Source organism: Enterobacter sp. FW301-JW81 (assembly GCF_058788735.1).
The window spans coordinates 83,716-101,332 of record NZ_JBYTBA010000004.1; the positions used below are offsets into that span (position 1 = coordinate 83,716).

Consider the following 17,617-nt stretch of genomic DNA (forward strand, 5'->3'; position numbering starts at 1 on the left):
GTAACGGATGTTAACACAGGAGGAGTCTGCATATGGCCGACCACACGTTGTGGCATGAAACACTGCATGACCAGTTTGGTCAGTACTTTGCCGTGGATAACGTGCTCTATCATGAGAAAACCGATCACCAGGATTTGATCATCTTCGAGAATGCCGCCTTTGGCCGCGTCATGGCGCTAGACGGCGTCGTGCAAACGACCGAGCGGGATGAGTTTATCTATCATGAGATGATGACCCACGTCCCTCTGCTGGCGCACGGTCATGCGAAGCATGTCCTGATTATCGGCGGTGGCGACGGCGCAATGCTGCGTGAGGTTTCCCGCCATCGGTCCATTGAAACCATCACCATGGTGGAAATCGATGCGGGCGTGGTCTCTTTCTGCCGCCAGTACCTGCCTAACCACAATGCCGGCAGCTATGACGATCCGCGCTTTAACCTGGTGATTGACGACGGTGTTAACTTCGTTAACCAGACTACCCAAACGTTTGACGTCATTATCTCCGACTGTACCGACCCGATCGGCCCCGGCGCGTCGCTGTTTACCTCCTCCTTCTACGAAGGCTGCAAGCGCTGCCTGAACCCTGGCGGGATCTTTGTCGCCCAAAATGGCGTCTGCTTCCTGCAGCAGGATGAAGCGATCGACAGCCATCGCAAGCTGAGCACCTATTTCGGCGATGTCAGCTTCTATCAGGCCGCCATTCCGACGTACTACGGCGGGATCATGACCTTCGCGTGGGCAACGGACAACGACGTATTGCGCCATCTCTCCACCGAAATTATCCAGGCCCGCTTCCACCAGGCCGGTCTTCAGTGCCGATACTACAATCCGGCCGTACATACCGCTGCGTTTGCGTTGCCGCAATACCTGCAAGATGCATTATCCACAAAGGGGGTGAGCTAATTGAAAAAGCTTAAACTGCATGGCTTTAACAACCTGACCAAAAGCCTGAGTTTTTGTATTTACGATATCTGCTATGCCAAAACAGCGGAAGAACGCGATGGTTACATCGCCTATATCGATGAACTCTACAACGCCAACCGTCTGACCGAGATCCTGTCAGAGACCTGCTCAATTATCGGCGCAAACATCCTTAATATCGCCCGCCAGGATTATGAACCCCAGGGCGCCAGCGTGACCATACTGGTCAGCGAAGAGCCGGTCGATCCGAAGCTCATCGACAAAACTGAACATCCGGGCCCGCTGCCGGAAGTGGTTGTTGCGCACCTTGATAAAAGCCATATCTGCGTTCACACCTACCCGGAAAGCCATCCGGAAGGCGGGCTGTGTACGTTCCGCGCCGATATCGAAGTATCGACCTGCGGCGTGATTTCCCCGCTTAACGCGCTGAACTATTTAATTCACCAGTTGGAATCGGATATCGTCACGATTGATTATCGCGTCCGTGGTTTTACCCGTGATATCAACGGCATGAAGCACTTCATCGACCACGAGATCAATTCTATTCAGAACTTTATGTCCGACGACATGAAATCGCTGTACGACATGATGGACGTGAACGTGTATCAGGAAAACATCTTCCATACCAAGATGTTACTTAAGGAGTTCGACCTTAAGCACTATATGTTCCACACGAAGCCGGAAGATTTGAGCGAAGAAGAGCGTAAGGCCATTACTGACCTGCTCTGGAAAGAGATGCGCGAGATCTACTACGGCCGCAATATTCCGGCCGTGTAAAAGCAAGCCGGAGCAAGGATGCTCCGGTCTGTTATTTCTGTTTCATAAAGTCTCGGTAGGCCGTCACCACCTGAAGGAAGTCCTCTACGCCGCACATCGACAGGCTTTCTTCGTCGTAATAGCTCATTCCCTCTTCCATCTCGTCACCTGAAAACTCGAGCTGGTTGGCGCGCACCATCACCTCTTCGCCATCCATCCACAGCGTGTATTCATGTCCGGCACGCTGCCAGGAACGTTCACTCCCTTTCACCGTATCTGCCGCCTGTTCAACTTCATCAAGAAGTGCGAGATTTTCTTTCACCTCTTCGTTAAACCAGTGTCCAACGGCTTCGTGGCCCATCGACATACGCACTTTCACCACTCCGGTGATGTCGCGCAGAAATTCGTAATCCATAGTGTTTTCCTCTGCAAAGCCATTAGGGTAATTATCGCAGCAGAGAGGAAGAAAAAAAGCGTGAGAGGTGGGAGGAATGAAAATAAAAAGGTGAGAGCAAGACCCTGCGGCCTGATGCCCTCACCCCGTCCCTCTCCCACGGGAGAGGGTGCAAACACTAAAAACCGTCTCGTGGAGACGGTTTTGCTTTTATACCGCCGTCTGGAAGATAACCCCGTCAGCCTTCTCGGTGTACTGAGAGAGCTGGTCGAAGTTCAGATAGCGATAGGTATCCACCGCCGTCTTATCAACCTGAGCCACAAAGGTCTGGTACTCTTCCGGCGTTGGCAGTTTGCCAATCAGCGCCGCAACCGCCGCCAGCTCCGCAGAAGCCAGGAAGACGTTTGCACCGGTACCTAAACGGTTCGGGAAGTTACGGGTAGAGGTGGAGACCACCGTCGCACCGTCGGCTACGCGCGCCTGGTTACCCATACACAGGGAACAGCCAGGAATTTCAATACGCGCACCGCTCTTACCAAACACGCTGTAATAGCCCTCTTCGGTCAGCTGAGCCGCGTCCATACGGGTTGGCGGTGCCACCCACAGACGGGTTGGCAGCTGGCCTTTGTGGGTATCCAGCAGTTTACCGGCAGCACGGAAGTGACCGATGTTGGTCATACAGGATCCGATGAACACTTCGTCGATCTTCTCGCCCTGAACTTCAGACAGCGGACGCGCGTCGTCCGGATCGTTCGGTGCACACAGGATTGGCTCTTTGATATCCGCCAGATCGATGTCGATCACCGCCGCGTACTCTGCGTCAGCATCGGCTTCCAGCAGCTGCGGATCGGCCAGCCATTTTTCCATACCCTGGATACGACGCTCCAGCGTACGACGGTCGCCGTAGCCTTCTGCAATCATCCACTTCAGCAGCACGATGTTCGAGTTCAGATACTCAATAATCGGCTCTTTGTTCAGCTTGATGGTACAGCCTGCAGCAGAACGCTCGGCGGAAGCATCGGTCAGCTCGAACGCCTGCTCTACTTTCAGATCCGGCAGACCTTCAATTTCCAGGATACGGCCGGAGAAGATGTTTTTCTTACCTTTCTTCTCAACGGTCAGCAGGCCCTGTTTAATTGCATACAGCGGGATTGCGTGAACCAGGTCGCGCAGGGTGATACCCGGCTGCATTTTGCCTTTGAAGCGCACCAGCACCGATTCCGGCATATCCAGCGGCATCACGCCGGTCGCCGCAGCAAACGCTACCAGACCGGAGCCCGCCGGGAAGGAGATACCGATTGGGAAACGGGTATGGGAGTCACCGCCGGTACCCACGGTATCCGGCAGCAGCATGCGGTTCAGCCACGAGTGGATGACGCCATCACCCGGACGCAGGGAAACGCCGCCGCGGTTCATGATGAAGTCTGGCAGCGTGTGGTGCGTGGTCACGTCAACCGGCTTCGGATACGCCGCGGTATGACAGAAGGACTGCATCACCAGATCGGAAGAGAAGCCCAGGCACGCCAGGTCTTTCAGTTCGTCGCGGGTCATTGGGCCAGTGGTGTCCTGAGACCCCACGGAGGTCATCTTCGGCTCGCAGTACGCGCCTGGACGAATACCGGCTACGCCGCACGCGCGGCCCACCATTTTCTGCGCCAGAGAGTAACCGCGGTTGCTCTCGGCCACGTCTTTCGCCTGACGGAAAACGTCTGAATGCGGCAGACCCAGCGCTTCACGCGCTTTGGTGGTCAGGCCACGGCCGATGATCAGCGGAATACGGCCACCGGCACGCACTTCGTCGATCAGCACGTCGGTTTTCAGCTCAAAGCTTGCCAGCAGCTCGTTGGTTTCGTGATTACGCACTTCGCCTTTATACGGGTAAACGTCAATCACGTCGCCCATGTTCAGGTTATTCACGTCGACTTCAATTGGCAGTGCGCCCGCATCTTCCATGGTGTTGAAGAAGATAGGCGCAATTTTACCGCCGAGGCACAGGCCGCCGCCGCGTTTGTTCGGCACATGAGGAATGTCGTCACCCATGAACCACAGCACGGAGTTGGTCGCGGATTTACGGGAAGAACCGGTACCCACAACGTCACCCACGTAGGCCAGCGGGAAACCTTTTTTCTGCAGGGCTTCGATCTGTTTGATCGGGCCGACGCTGCCAGGCTGGTCCGGCTCAATACCTTCACGGGCGTTTTTCAGCATTGCCAGGGCGTGCAGAGGGATATCCGGGCGAGACCATGCATCCGGCGCCGGAGAGAGGTCGTCGGTGTTGGTTTCACCGGTTACTTTGAAAACGGTGACGGTAATTTTTTCAGCCAGAGCTGGACGGTTCAGGAACCATTCGGCATCAGCCCAGGACTGCATCACCTGCTTCGCATAGGCGTTGCCTGCTTTGGCTTTTTCTTCCACATCGTAGAAGTTATCGAACATCAGCAGCGTGGAAGAGAGCGCTTTAGCGGCAATCGGTGCCAGCTTGTCGTTATCCAGCGCGTCAATCAGCGGATGAATGTTATAACCACCCTGCATGGTGCCGAGCAGTTCAATGGCTTTTTCAGGAGTAACCAGTGGGGAGGTGGCTTCGCCTTTGGCGATAGCAGCAAGGAATCCGGCTTTTACGTAGGCAGCTTCATCTACGCCAGGCGGTACGCGGTTGATCAACAGATCTAACAGGAATTCTTCTTCGCCCTTAGGCGGGTTCTTCAGCAGCTCGACGAGCGCGGCCATTTGGGTTGCATCTAAAGGTTTGGGTACAATTCCCTCGGCGGCACGTTCTGCTACGTGCTTACGGTATTCTTCTAGCACGACGGTTCTCCTCGCTCTCATTGTCATATGCGGCGGGCGTTCTCTTCACGCTCCTGTGAGACAGCAGTTTGTAGGGTAAATGCCCGATACCGCGTCGGGCAGCATAGCAGGATTTCTGCACAGTGTTAATCCGTTTACAAAAAAGCAACATTAAAAAATTTGCTGAATCGTTAAGCATGGTGTAGCGACGATTTAGGGCATCGTTATGCGGTTTCTTATGCACCGTGACGCTTCAGTTTTTTCTCCATCAGATATAATTGTGTAATAAATACTCACACTCTTTATCCGGACGTACCGGACGCTTCCCAATAAAAGTCAAAACAGTAAAAGACGGGTGAATAATACTCACGCCAACCGTAACGCCTCACGGCACAGCGCTTGTCTCGTTGGAGTCATTTTATGAAGTTGCCCTTTAAGCCACATCTGCTCGTTCTTCTGTGCAGTGCCGGGCTGCTTGCCGCCTCAGGCGTCATGTTTGTCAAAAGTCGTGCAACGGAACCCGTTGCGCCAGCCCCTGCCGCACAACCGTCGGCTGCACCTGCCGCAGTACCACCTGCCCCTGTCGCCGCGCCAGCGTATACTGCCGCGCAAATCGACCAGTGGGTTGCCCCCATCGCGCTCTATCCGGACGCCCTGCTGTCACAAATTTTGATGGCTTCGACCTACCCGGCCAACGTGATACAGGCAGCGCAGTGGTCCAAAGACAACCCCAAAATGGAAGGGGACGCCGCTATTCAGGCCGTTGCCAGCCAGCCCTGGGATCCCAGCGTAAAATCGCTGGTCGCGTTTCCTCAGCTTATGTCGCTGATGGGCGAAAACCCGCCGTGGGTACAAAATCTGGGCGATGCGTTTCTCGCACAACCGAAAGATGTGATGGATTCCGTTCAGCGCCTGCGCGCGCTGGCACAGAAGACCGGCGCCTTACAATCGACGCCTCAGCAGACGGTCACCACCGTGACCAAACCGGCGCCGGCTAAAACCAGCACCACCGAGTCAACGACAGCCACAACGTCCGCGCCAGCGCCTACGGTTATTAAAATTGAATCTGCCGATCCGCAGGTCGTTTACGTCCCAACTTATAACCCCAATACGGTGTACGGTACCTGGCCAAACACCGCCTATCCGCCTACCTATCTCCCACCTTCACCCGGGGAGCAGTTTGGTAACAGCTTCGTCAACGGTTTAGGCTTCAGCCTGGGTGTCGCCACAACCTATGCCATCTTCAGCAACATTGACTGGGATGATGACGATGACTGGGACCATCACCATGACGACTGGGATAATCACGGCGGCTATAACCGCAACGGTGATAACAACATCAATATTAACGTTGAGAACTTTAATAAAATCAGCGGACAGCGGCTGACGGATGCCAACCGCACCTGGCAGCACAACCCGGCCTACCGGGAAGGTGTCCCCTACCCCACTAACCAGCTCAACAATCGCTTCCACTCCACCAGCGCGGCCACAGGGTTAAGCTCAACGCAGCAAAAACCGGCTAACCGCGATAGCCAGCGTCAGGCCGCCCTCAGCCAGATGGAGAAATCAACGGGCAAAACCTTCCCGCAAACGGCGCGCCCCGGAACCAAAGAGGGGCAGCGTCAGGCCTCAAGTGAACAGCTGAAGCAGATTTCTCAGCGCAATAACTACCGGGGCTACGACACCAAACCGCAGGCGCCGAAGCGGACGACCGCGCAGCAGCGAGAAAACCGCCAGGCCACAGCCCAGAGGCAAGAGAAACGGGTTTCGCAACCTGCGCAGCAACGCGCTCTTCAGCAGCGAAACAGTCAGCCCCGGGCTAATGCGCTGAGCGGCAACGACAGCCGCTCCGCGAACTGGCAGGCGCAGCAGCAGCGTGGTGCGCAAAGCAGACAGCTCGCGGCTCGCCAGCAGCCGCCGCGCCAGGCGTCTGGCGCACGTGCTGAACGCCGTGAAATTCGACATCGCTAAGGGAACCGACATGAAAAGTAAACTACTCAGTGGAATGGTGTTGTTCATGCTTTCGGCCTCGGCGATGGCGCAGCAGTCCTTTAGCACGCCCGACCAGGCGACCGATGCGCTGGCCCACGCCATTAACGAGCATAATGAGAACGCTATGAGCAACCTGCTTGGAGAGAACTGGCGCGATTTTCTGCCCCCTGAAGGCGTTGATCCGGACGCCGTCGATCGCTTCCTGCGCGACTGGAAAGTCCGTCATAACACCGTTGTTGAAGGGGATACGGCGCACCTTGTTGTCGGAGAGAGCGGCTGGCAGCTTCCCATTCCGGTGAACAAAACCGTAGCAGGCTGGCAGTTCGATATCAAAGAAGGTGCTGAAGAGATCCTGACCCGCGAAATTGGACGTAACGAACTCGCCGCCATTGAAGCCTTGCATGCCTATGTCGATGCGCAGCAAAGCTACTTTGCGATGAACCAAAAGTACGCGCAGAAAATTGTCAGCGCGGAAGGGAAAAAAGACGGTTTATACTGGCCTGCCTCACCCGGCGAAGCGCCCAGTCCGCTCGGACCGGCTTTTAGCCCGAAAGAGCCGGGTACCGGCTATCACGGCTATCGTTTCCGGATCCTGCCGGAGAACAACGGTTTCGCGATGGTTGCCTGGCCGGTTAGCTATGGTCAGACGGGCGTGATGAGCTTTGTGATAAATCAGGACGACAAGGTTTATCAGTCAGATCTCGGCAGCGATTCGGAGCAAAAAGCCCGGGCGTTAACCGCGTATCACCCTGATAAAACCTGGCAGCCCGTTGCACCCTGAATAGCGTCAACGGACCACGTTTTGCAAGCCGGGTATGGCGAAGCCGCCACCCGGCTTTTGAACTTACAGAATATTTGCTACCGACTTCGCCAGCTGCGCTTCCAGAACCGGTTTCGCGTCTTCGAATTTCAGATTCACTTTGTTCGCATTCGATACCACGCGGGTCTGATACTTCGCGCGATCGCCCTGCTCGCTGCTGGTTTGCAGCTTCACGCCGGACGTACCCTGACGCAGCGCCGCAATGTTATCGGTGGTGACTTTCGCTTTGCTACGCTCAGAGATCTGCAGGTCGGTTACCATGGTGTAGTTCACATCTTCTACCATCGCATCTGCAGCCATGCCGATCAGGCCCGCCGCCAGCCCTACGCCCAACGCCGCACCAGAAGAATTACTGTTATAGGCCGTGATACCGGCACCCAGCGCAGCGCCAACGGCGGCACCTTCATAGCCGGTTTTTAAATAGCCCTGGGCTTCACGCAGATCCATTTTGTCCGCTTTCAGGACGTTAGCCTGAACCCAGTAGTATGCACTGTCAGGAGAGGACGTTACCTTATACCCTTTGGCGCTCAGATCGTTTGCCAGCAGCGTCTGGAGATTGCTCATATCTTTATCAGAGGTGTTTTTTACCTGAATGTAGACCGTTTTCTCGTTAGACGGCTCCAGCCAGATGGTTTCGCTCATCTGCGTTTTCACTTCCAGGTTACGTTTTTTCACGGCCGTCGTCATCGCACCGCATCCGGTCAGCGTCATGACTGCCGCCAGTAAGCCAATCCCCATCACTTTCTTCAAAGACATGTTATTTCCTTTTTGCGTGTAATCAAAAATCCAGAACCTCTAACCGTGTGGCCAGTAGCTACACAATGGTGAAAAAAGTATCGGCAGATAAGCGCAAATTTTTAGGGGAAATAACAATAAGTTACCTACCATAACGGGTAGTTTTCAGGCAAAAAAAACGCCTCCGAGGAGGCGTTTAGAAAGCAGAAATAAACTTATTTCTTCTTCGCTTTCGCGTTTGGCAGGTCGGTGATGCTGCCTTCAAACACTTCTGCCGCCAGGCCCACAGACTCGTGCAGAGTCGGGTGAGCGTGGATGGTCAGCGCGATGTCTTCAGCGTCGCAACCCATTTCGATAGCCAGACCGATTTCACCCAGCAGCTCGCCGCCGTTGGTACCGACAATTGCACCACCGATCACGCGGTGAGTCTCTTTGTCGAAGATCAGTTTGGTCATACCGTCTGCACAGTCGGAAGCGATAGCACGGCCAGAAGCAGCCCACGGGAAGGTGGCGGTTTCGTAGCTGATGCCTTTCTCTTTCGCTTCTTTCTCAGTCAGACCAACCCATGCAACTTCTGGCTCGGTATACGCGATAGATGGGATGACTTTCGGATCGAAGTAGTGCTTCATGCCGGCGATAACTTCAGCGGCAACGTGACCTTCGTGAACACCTTTGTGCGCCAGCATTGGCTGACCGACGATATCGCCGATAGCAAAGATGTGCGGCACGTTAGTGCGCAGCTGTTTGTCAACGCGGATGAAACCACGGTCGTCCACTTCCACGCCAGCTTTGCCTGCGTCGAGGTTTTTACCGTTCGGCACACGGCCGATAGCCACCAGCACGGCGTCGTAACGCTGTGGTTCTGCAGGGGCCTTTTTGCCTTCCATGGAAACGTAAATACCGTCTTCTTTCGCTTCAACGGCAGTCACTTTGGTTTCCAGCATCAGGTTGAATTTCTTGCTGATGCGTTTGGTGAAGACTTTAACGATGTCTTTGTCTGCAGCCGGGATAACCTGGTCGAACATTTCAACCACGTCAATATCTGAACCCAGCGCATGGTACACGGTACCCATTTCCAGACCGATGATACCGCCACCCATAACCAGCAGGCGCTTAGGAACGGTTTTCAGCTCCAGCGCATCGGTGGAATCCCACACGCGTGGATCTTCATGTGGAATGAACGGCAGTTCGATTGGGCGAGAACCTGCTGCGATGATCGCATTGTCGAAGTTGATCACGGTTTTGCCGTTTTCGCCTTCCACTTCCAGGGTGTTCGCACCGGTGAATTTACCCAGACCGTTTACCACTTTCACTTTACGGCCTTTGGCCATACCCGCCAGACCGCCGGTCAGTTGAGTGATAACTTTCTCTTTCCAGGTACGAATTTTGTCGATATCGGTTTTCGGCTCGCCGAAGACGATACCGTGTTCAGCCAGCGCTTTGGCTTCTTCGATAACTTTCGCTACATGCAGCAGCGCTTTAGAAGGGATACAGCCGACGTTCAGACAAACACCGCCGAGGGTGCTGTAACGTTCTACGATGACGGTTTCCAGACCTAAATCCGCTGCGCGGAATGCTGCGGAGTAACCTGCCGGGCCTGCCCCAAGTACTACGACCTGAGTTTTGATTTCTGTGCTCATCATGACCTCTTAATTTATACCCGTCGTCCACCGGGTCGTTCTATCCGTCCGTATTTTACAAAATTGTTAACAATTTTGAAACAACAAACGGCTCACGAATTGTCGCTTTCGCCGATAACCTCACGACCATCAGGAGATTACCAGAAAAAAGCCGGCCGATTGGCCGGCTTTTCGATTACATCACCAGGCGGCGAATGTCGCTCAGGGTGTTGTTGATGATGGTGATGAAACGCGCACCATCAGCACCGTCGATCACGCGGTGGTCGAAGGACAGAGAGATTGGCATCATCAGACGCGGCACGAACTCTTTGCCATTCCACACCGGCTCCATCGCAGACTTGGACACACCGAGGATAGCCACTTCCGGCGCGTTCACGATCGGCGCGAAGTGGGTAGTACCCAGGCCGCCGATGCTGGAGATAGTGAAGCAGCCGCCCTGCATTTCGCCGGCAGTCAGCTTACCATCACGCGCTTTCTTGGAGATGGTGGTCAGTTCACGGGACAGCTCAGTGATGCTCTTCTTGTTCACGTCTTTGAAGACCGGAACAACCAGACCATTTGGCGTATCAACCGCAACACCGATGTTGATGTATTTCTTCAGCGTCAGCTTCTGGCCGTCTTCGGACAGGGAGCTGTTGAAGCGTGGCATCTGCTCAAGGGCAGCGGCAACGGCTTTCATGATGAAGACCACTGGGGTGAATTTCACGTCCAGCTTGCGCTTCTCAGCTTCGGCGTTCTGCTGTTTACGGAACGCTTCCAGATCGGTGATATCGGTCTTATCGAAGTGCGTAACGTGCGGGATCATCACCCAGTTACGGCTCAGGTTAGCACCAGAGATTTTCTGGATGCGGCCCAGTTCCACTTCTTCGATTTCGCCGAACTTGCTGAAGTCCACTTTTGGCCATGGCAGCATGCCCGGGATACCGCCGCCGGCGGCTGCAGCAGGTGCAGCTTCGGCGCGTTTCACCGCGTCTTTCACGTAGGTCTGAACGTCTTCGCGCAGGATACGACCCTTACGGCCGGTCCCTTTCACTTTCGCCAGGTTCACACCGAACTCGCGCGCCAGGCGACGAATCAGCGGGGTGGCGTGGACGTAAGCGTCGTTTTCAGCGAACTCAGATTTGCCTTCCGCTTTTGCAGCAGGAGCCGCAGCAGGTTTAGACGCCTGAGCCGGAGCAGCAGCAGGTGCCGGAGCAGCCGCGGCAGCCGGAGCTGCGGCAGGCGCAGCGCCTTCCACTTCGAAGACCATGATCAGAGAGCCGGTAGACACTTTGTCACCGGTGCTGATTTTAATCTCTTTAACGGTACCCGCGAACGGCGCAGGGACTTCCATAGAAGCCTTGTCGCCTTCAACCGTGATCAGTGACTGTTCAGCGGCAACTTTGTCGCCCACTTTCACCATCACTTCGGTTACTTCAACTTCGTCACCGCCGATGTCCGGTACGTTAACGTCTTTCGCGCCGCCAGCAGCTGCTGGTGCAGCGGCCGGAGCCGGAGCAGCGGCCTGTGCTGGCGCGGCAGCAGGTGCAGCACCCGCCACTTCGAAGACCATGATCAGCGACCCGGTAGACACTTTGTCGCCGGTGTTGATCTTGATCTCTTTAACGGTACCCGCGAACGGAGCCGGCACTTCCATAGAGGCTTTGTCGCCTTCTACGGTGATCAGTGACTGCTCAGCTGCAACGGTGTCGCCCACTTTCACCAGGATTTCAGTGACTTCAACTTCGTCACCGCCGATGTCAGGCACGTTAACGTCTTTCGCTGCCGCGGCAGCTGCTGGAGCAGCGGCGGCCGGAGCGGCTTCTTTCTTCTCTTCCTGCGCAGGTGCAGCTGCTGCTGCACCGTCGGCGGAATCGAAAATCATGATCAGTTTGCCGGTCTCGGTTTTATCGCCAACAGAGACTTTGATCTCTTTAACGATGCCAGCCTGAGGAGACGGGACTTCCATAGAGGCTTTGTCGCCTTCTACGGTGATCAGCGACTGTTCAGCTTCAACTTTGTCGCCTACTTTGACCAGGATCTCGGTGATTTCAACTTCATCAGCCCCGATGTCCGGTACATTGATTTCGATAGCCATTATTCTTTTACCTCTTACGCCAGACGCGGGTTAACTTTTTCTGCATCGATGTTGAATTTGGTGATTGCGTCAGCAACCACTTTCTTATCGATTTCGCCACGTTTAGCCAGTTCGCCCAGTGCTGCTACAACCACGTAAGAAGCATCAACTTCGAAGTGGTGACGCAGGTTTTCGCGGCTGTCAGAACGACCGAAGCCGTCAGTACCCAGAACGCGATAATCATCAGCAGGAACGTAAGTACGAACCTGCTCAGCGAACAGTTTCATATAGTCAGTAGACGCCACCGCTGGTGCATCGTTCATCACCTGAGCGATGTACGGAACGCGTGGAGTTTCCATTGGGTGCAGCATGTTCCAACGCTCACAATCCTGGCCATCACGCGCCAGTTCAGTGAAGGAGGTCACGCTGTACACGTCGGAGCCCACACCGTAATCTTTCGCCAGGATCTGTGCCGCTTCACGGACGTGACGCAGGATAGAACCGGAGCCCAGCAGCTGAACTTTACCTTTGCTACCTTCGAGGGTTTCGAGTTTGTAGATACCTTTACGGATACCTTCCTCGGCACCTGCTGGCATTGCCGGCATGTGGTAGTTTTCGTTCAGGGTGGTGATGTAGTAGTAAATGTTCTCTTGCGCTTCACCGTACATGCGCTGCAGACCGTCATGCATGATGACTGCCACTTCGTACGCGTAAGACGGGTCGTAAGAGATACAGTTAGGGATAGTCAGAGACTGAATGTGGCTGTGGCCATCTTCGTGCTGCAGACCTTCACCGTTCAGGGTCGTACGACCGGAAGTACCGCCTACCAGGAAGCCGCGAGCCTGCTGGTCGCCAGCCTGCCAGCACAGGTCACCGATACGCTGGAACCCGAACATGGAGTAGTAGATGTAGAACGGGATCATCGGCAGGTTGTTGGTGCTGTAAGAGGTCGCAGCAGCCAGCCAGGATGCGCCTGCGCCCAGCTCGTTGATACCTTCCTGCAGGATCTGACCTTTCTCGTCTTCTTTGTAGTATGCAACCTGCTCACGGTCCTGCGGGGTGTACTGCTGGCCGTTCGGGCTGTAGATACCGATCTGACGGAACAGACCTTCCATACCGAAAGTACGCGCTTCGTCAGCGATGATTGGAACCAGACGATCTTTGATCGACTTGTTCTTCAGCATCACGTTCAGGGCACGAACGAAAGCGATAGTGGTAGAGATCTCTTTATTCTGCTCTTCCAGCAGCTGAGAGAAGTCTTCCAGCGCTGGCAGTTCCAGTTTCTCGGTGAAGTTAGGCTGACGAGCTGGCAGGTAGCCTTTCAGCGCCTGACGACGTTCGTGCAGGTACTTGTGCTCTTCAGAACCTTCCGGGAAGGTGATGTAAGACAGGTTTTCTACCTGCTCATCGGTCACTGGAACGTTGAAACGGTCGCGAATGTAACGCACGCCGTCCATGTTCATTTTCTTAACCTGGTGAGCGATGTTTTTACCTTCTGCGGTATCACCCATGCCGTAACCTTTGATGGTGTGGGCCAGGATTACAGTCGCTTTACCTTTGGTTTCCTGCGCTTTTTTCAGTGCAGCGTAGACTTTCTTCGGATCGTGACCACCGCGGTTCAGGGCCCAGATCTGCTCGTCAGTCCAGTCTGCAACCAGCGCTGCGGTTTCAGGGTATTTGCCGAAGAAGTGCTCGCGAACGTAGGCACCATCTTTGGATTTGAAGGTCTGGTAGTCACCGTCAACGGTTTCGTTCATCAGCTGGATCAGTTTACCGCTGGTGTCTTTACGCAGCAGCTCATCCCAACGACCGCCCCACATGACTTTAATCACGTTCCAGCCAGCACCTGCGAAGATGCCTTCCAGTTCGTTGATGATCTTGCCGTTGCCGGTTACCGGACCATCCAGACGCTGCAGGTTACAGTTGATGATGAAGCACAGGTTGTCCAGCTTCTCACGGGTCGCGATGGTGATCGCACCTTTAGATTCTGGCTCATCCATTTCGCCGTCGCCCAGGAAGGCGTAAACGGTTTGCTCAGAGGTGTCTTTCAGACCACGGTGTTCCAGATACTTCAGGAATTTAGCCTGATAGATCGCACCGATTGGACCCAGACCCATAGATACGGTCGGGAACTGCCAGAATTCAGGCATCAGTTTAGGGTGCGGGTAAGAAGACAGACCTTTACCGTGAACTTCCTGACGGAAGTTGTTCATCTGCTCTTCAGTCAGACGACCTTCCAGGAATGCACGTGCATAGATGCCCGGAGAGATGTGGCCCTGGAAGTACACCAGATCGCCGCCGTCTTTCTCGTTAGCTGCACGGAAGAAGTGGTTGAAGCACACTTCGTAAACGGTTGCAGAAGACTGGAAGGACGCCATGTGGCCACCCAGTTCCAGGTCTTTCTTGGATGCGCGCAGAACGGTCATGATGGCGTTCCAGCGGATTGCAGAACGGATACGACGTTCCAGATCCAGATTGCCCGGGTATTCCGGTTCGTCTTCGACGGCAATCGTGTTTACGTAGTTGCTAGCCCCTGCACCTGAAGCAACCTTCACGCCGCCTTTGCGGGCTTCAGAAAGCAGCTGATCAATCAGATACTGAGCGCGCTCAACACCTTCTTCACGGATGACCGATTCGATCGCCTGTAGCCAGTCGCGAGTTTCGATCGGATCCACGTCATTTTGGAGACGTTCTGACATGGGGGTATTCCTTATCTATCTAATACGTTGATTTGTCTGGAACCTGTCCCATTGTGCTCTTGGGCAAGAACACAATAAGACAGGTTCTGCGTTTAGTTGCCGCGCTCTAAAAGTACCTGGCGCTTAATCCTTTCGTTGCTGTATGCGGCGTAATGAACGTTCGCGACGCGATTGTTCACGGCTGCGGTCCAGCAAGATTTCCTCAATGAAAGCCAGATGTCGGTGCGACGCTTCGCGCGCCTGCTCCGGTTCCCCGGCCATTATCGCCTCGAATACTCGGGTGCGATGGTTGCTTACCAGTGGGAGCATGTCCCGACGGGCATACAACAATTCAAAATTCTGACGAACGTTCTGGGCCAGCATCGGCTCCATGCAGCGTAGCAGATGGAGAAGCACCACATTGTGTGCCGCTTCGGTGACGGCGATTTGATACTGGACGACGGCGCTGGACTCGGCGTCTAAATCGCCGGACTGCTGTGCCCGTTCAATGGCCTGATGCAGTTCGCGGATACGCACGCGATCTTCATCAGTGCTGCGAAGGGCGGCGTAATAAGCCGCAATTCCTTCAAGCGCGTGACGGGTCTCAAGCAGGTCAAACTGGGATTCTGGGTGGTCAGAGAGAAGTTCTACCAGCGGATCGCTGAAGCTCTGCCACAGGCTGTTTTGCACAAAAGTTCCGCCGCCCTGGCGACGAAGCAGCAAGCCCTTTGCTTCGAGACGTTGAATTGCCTCACGCAGAGAGGGACGTGAAACGTCGAACTGTTTTGCCAGTTCGCGTTCTGGCGGAAGTTTCTCACCCGGGCGCAGAGTCCCTTCGAGGATTAAAAACTCCAGCTGCTGCTCAATCACATCAGATAGTTTTGGTTGGCGAATTTTGCTGTAGGCCATATTCCCTGTCTTGCGCCTTTTTGCCCGGAGTCAATTGGTCTTACCAATTTCTATTTCGTATCGCTAAAGTAACAAAGTATTCACCTTCTGTCCATATTGGTTTTGATTGAAATCAGTAAACCCTGCACATTTTAACAACCTTACAGAAATAACGTTTCAGAAATGTAACTTTGCACAAATGAGTTGATTACTACTAAAGAGGGAGATTTAACCTTAATGAAACGAGGGTTTTTGCAATCTGAAGCGATTCAACAAAGCAAATAATGAAATTTCGCCCACTTATGGCGCATTTCTATTCTATAGGTTGGGGTAAGAAGGGTGAGCGGAGCGATTTACAAATGCTTTCTTTTTATTCAAGTCGTCATCCGTGCGTCATAAAGCAGGTGCATTCGCAGGCACTTACCACTATTCTTGCGCTTACGGAAGTCATCACCGATTTTTTCGGTCTTATTAACCGTAAAGAAATAAATACAGAAAACGGATATTCATAATTACACACGCTCAGCGTGAACATAACAACCACACACGAGGTTTCAAATGGAAGCTCAACAGCACGGCGATCAGCTAAAGCGCGGGCTAAAAAACCGCCATATTCAGCTCATCGCACTGGGCGGTGCCATCGGAACCGGCCTCTTTCTGGGTAGCGCATCCGTTATTCAGTCAGCCGGTCCGGGCATTATTCTGGGGTACGCAATCGCGGGCTTTATCGCGTTTCTGATTATGCGTCAGTTAGGTGAAATGGTCGTGGAAGAGCCGGTGGCAGGCTCCTTTAGCCACTTTGCCTATAAGTACTGGGGCAGCTTTGCCGGTTTCGCCTCAGGCTGGAACTATTGGGTGCTGTACGTACTGGTTGCCATGGCCGAGCTTACCGCCGTCGGGAAATACATTCAGTTCTGGTATCCCGAGATCCCAACCTGGGCCTCGGCTGCGGCCTTCTTCGTCATTATTAACGCCATTAACCTGACCAACGTAAAAGTGTTCGGTGAAATGGAGTTCTGGTTCGCCATCATCAAGGTCATTGCCGTTGTGGCGATGATTATCTTTGGCGGCTGGCTGCTGTTCAGCGGCAACGGCGGCCCGCAGGCAACCGTTCGCAACCTCTGGGAACAGGGTGGCTTCCTGCCTCACGGCATGACGGGTCTGGTGATGATGATGGCAATTATCATGTTCTCCTTCGGCGGTCTGGAGCTGGTGGGCATTACGGCCGCTGAAGCTGACAACCCGGAGCAGAGCATTCCAAAAGCCACTAACCAGGTTATCTACCGTATCCTGATCTTCTATGTGGGTTCGCTGGCCGTGCTGCTCTCCCTGCTGCCGTGGACGCGCGTCACCGCCGATACCAGCCCGTTTGTGCTGATCTTCCACGAACTGGGTGATACGGTCGTGGCGAATGCGCTCAACGTTGTCGTCCTGACGGCGGCTCTGTCCGTTTACAATAGCTGCGTGTACTGCAACAGCCGTATGCTGTTCGGTCTGGCGCAGCAGGGTAACGCCCCGAAAGCGCTGCTCAACGTCGATAAACGCGGCGTGCCGGTAAACACCATTATCGTTTCGGCGATCGTGACCGCGCTGTGCGTCCTCATTAACTACATGGCGCCGGAATCGGCGTTTGGCCTGCTGATGGCGCTGGTGGTCTCTGCGCTGGTCATCAACTGGGCGATGATCAGCCTGGCGCACATCAAGTTCCGTCGCGCGAAACAGCAGCAGGGCGTCACCACGCGCTTCCCTGCCCTGCTCTATCCGCTGGGTAACTGGATTTGCCTGCTGTTCATGGCGGCCGTGCTGGTGATCATGCTGATCACCCCGGGTATGGCGATTTCTGTGTACCTGATTCCGGTCTGGATTGCCGTGCTTGGCGTCGGCTATATGTTCAGCCAGAAAAGCCGTAATGCGATGAAGGCCCACTAAGCCTGCCCCTGCGGTACCTGCT

12 protein-coding genes are annotated in these 17,617 nt (G+C 54.5%); 5 read left to right on the forward strand and 7 right to left on the reverse strand.

From position 1 onward, the window contains the following. Positions 1–32 precede the first annotated feature (32 nt). Together speE and speD are read left to right on the forward strand one after the other, a co-directional pair. Positions 33–902: a polyamine aminopropyltransferase gene (gene speE, locus AC3WOK_RS13860; protein ID WP_047346375.1), complete on the forward strand. Its 870-nt coding sequence runs from the start codon at positions 33–35 to the stop codon at positions 900–902. Beyond that, positions 903–1,697 carry an adenosylmethionine decarboxylase gene (gene speD, locus AC3WOK_RS13865; RefSeq protein WP_023334531.1) on the forward strand — a complete coding sequence of 265 codons (795 nt, stop codon included), beginning with the start codon at positions 903–905 and terminating at the stop codon, positions 1,695–1,697. It begins immediately after the preceding gene. Positions 1,698–1,728: 31 nt separating this feature from the next. On the opposite strand, the gene yacL is transcribed toward speD, so the two are convergent. Together yacL and acnB are read right to left on the reverse strand one after the other, a co-directional pair. Continuing rightward, positions 1,729–2,091, reverse strand: coding sequence for a protein YacL (yacL, locus tag AC3WOK_RS13870; RefSeq protein WP_047346374.1), 363 nt, complete (start codon positions 2,089–2,091; stop codon positions 1,729–1,731). A gap of 189 nt (positions 2,092–2,280) precedes the next feature. Further along, entirely contained in the window at positions 2,281–4,878 is a 2,598-nt protein-coding gene (gene acnB, locus AC3WOK_RS13875) for a bifunctional aconitate hydratase 2/2-methylisocitrate dehydratase (protein WP_059310648.1), read from the reverse strand. A 399-nt stretch (positions 4,879–5,277) separates the two neighbouring features. Between acnB and AC3WOK_RS13880 the strand changes: the two genes are divergently transcribed. Further along, the gene (locus AC3WOK_RS13880) at positions 5,278–6,828 is read left to right on the forward strand and encodes a DUF3300 domain-containing protein (protein ID WP_492354683.1); all 1,551 of its coding nucleotides are present in this window, start codon (positions 5,278–5,280) and stop codon (positions 6,826–6,828) included. 10 nt (positions 6,829–6,838) lie between these two features. Further along, positions 6,839–7,630, forward strand: a complete 792-nt coding sequence (locus tag AC3WOK_RS13885; RefSeq protein ID WP_492354684.1) for a DUF2950 family protein — start codon at positions 6,839–6,841, stop codon at positions 7,628–7,630. Positions 7,631–7,693: 63 nt separating this feature from the next. Here the strand turns inward: AC3WOK_RS13885 and traT are convergent, their stop codons facing one another. From traT to pdhR, 5 genes are all read right to left on the reverse strand, one after another. Further along, positions 7,694–8,425, reverse strand: coding sequence for a conjugal transfer complement resistance protein TraT (gene traT / locus AC3WOK_RS13890; RefSeq protein WP_063430932.1), 732 nt, complete (start codon positions 8,423–8,425; stop codon positions 7,694–7,696). Between the two features lie 194 nt (positions 8,426–8,619). Then, positions 8,620–10,044 carry a dihydrolipoyl dehydrogenase gene (lpdA, locus tag AC3WOK_RS13895; RefSeq protein WP_014068924.1) on the reverse strand — a complete coding sequence of 475 codons (1,425 nt, stop codon included), beginning with the start codon at positions 10,042–10,044 and terminating at the stop codon, positions 8,620–8,622. Positions 10,045–10,219: 175 nt separating this feature from the next. Continuing rightward, the gene (aceF, locus tag AC3WOK_RS13900; protein ID WP_063957487.1) at positions 10,220–12,121 is read right to left on the reverse strand and encodes a pyruvate dehydrogenase complex dihydrolipoyllysine-residue acetyltransferase; all 1,902 of its coding nucleotides are present in this window, start codon (positions 12,119–12,121) and stop codon (positions 10,220–10,222) included. Between the two features lie 14 nt (positions 12,122–12,135). Further along, positions 12,136–14,799 carry a pyruvate dehydrogenase (acetyl-transferring), homodimeric type gene (gene aceE, locus AC3WOK_RS13905; RefSeq protein WP_059310644.1) on the reverse strand — a complete coding sequence of 888 codons (2,664 nt, stop codon included), beginning with the start codon at positions 14,797–14,799 and terminating at the stop codon, positions 12,136–12,138. Between the two features lie 123 nt (positions 14,800–14,922). After that, positions 14,923–15,687, reverse strand: coding sequence for a pyruvate dehydrogenase complex transcriptional repressor PdhR (gene pdhR / locus AC3WOK_RS13910; protein WP_008501960.1), 765 nt, complete (start codon positions 15,685–15,687; stop codon positions 14,923–14,925). A 537-nt stretch (positions 15,688–16,224) separates the two neighbouring features. Here pdhR and aroP point away from each other — a divergent pair. After that, complete coding sequence (aroP, locus tag AC3WOK_RS13915) at positions 16,225–17,595, forward strand: aromatic amino acid transporter AroP (RefSeq protein WP_047346367.1); 1,371 nt, start codon at positions 16,225–16,227, stop codon at positions 17,593–17,595. Positions 17,596–17,617 lie beyond the last annotated feature (22 nt).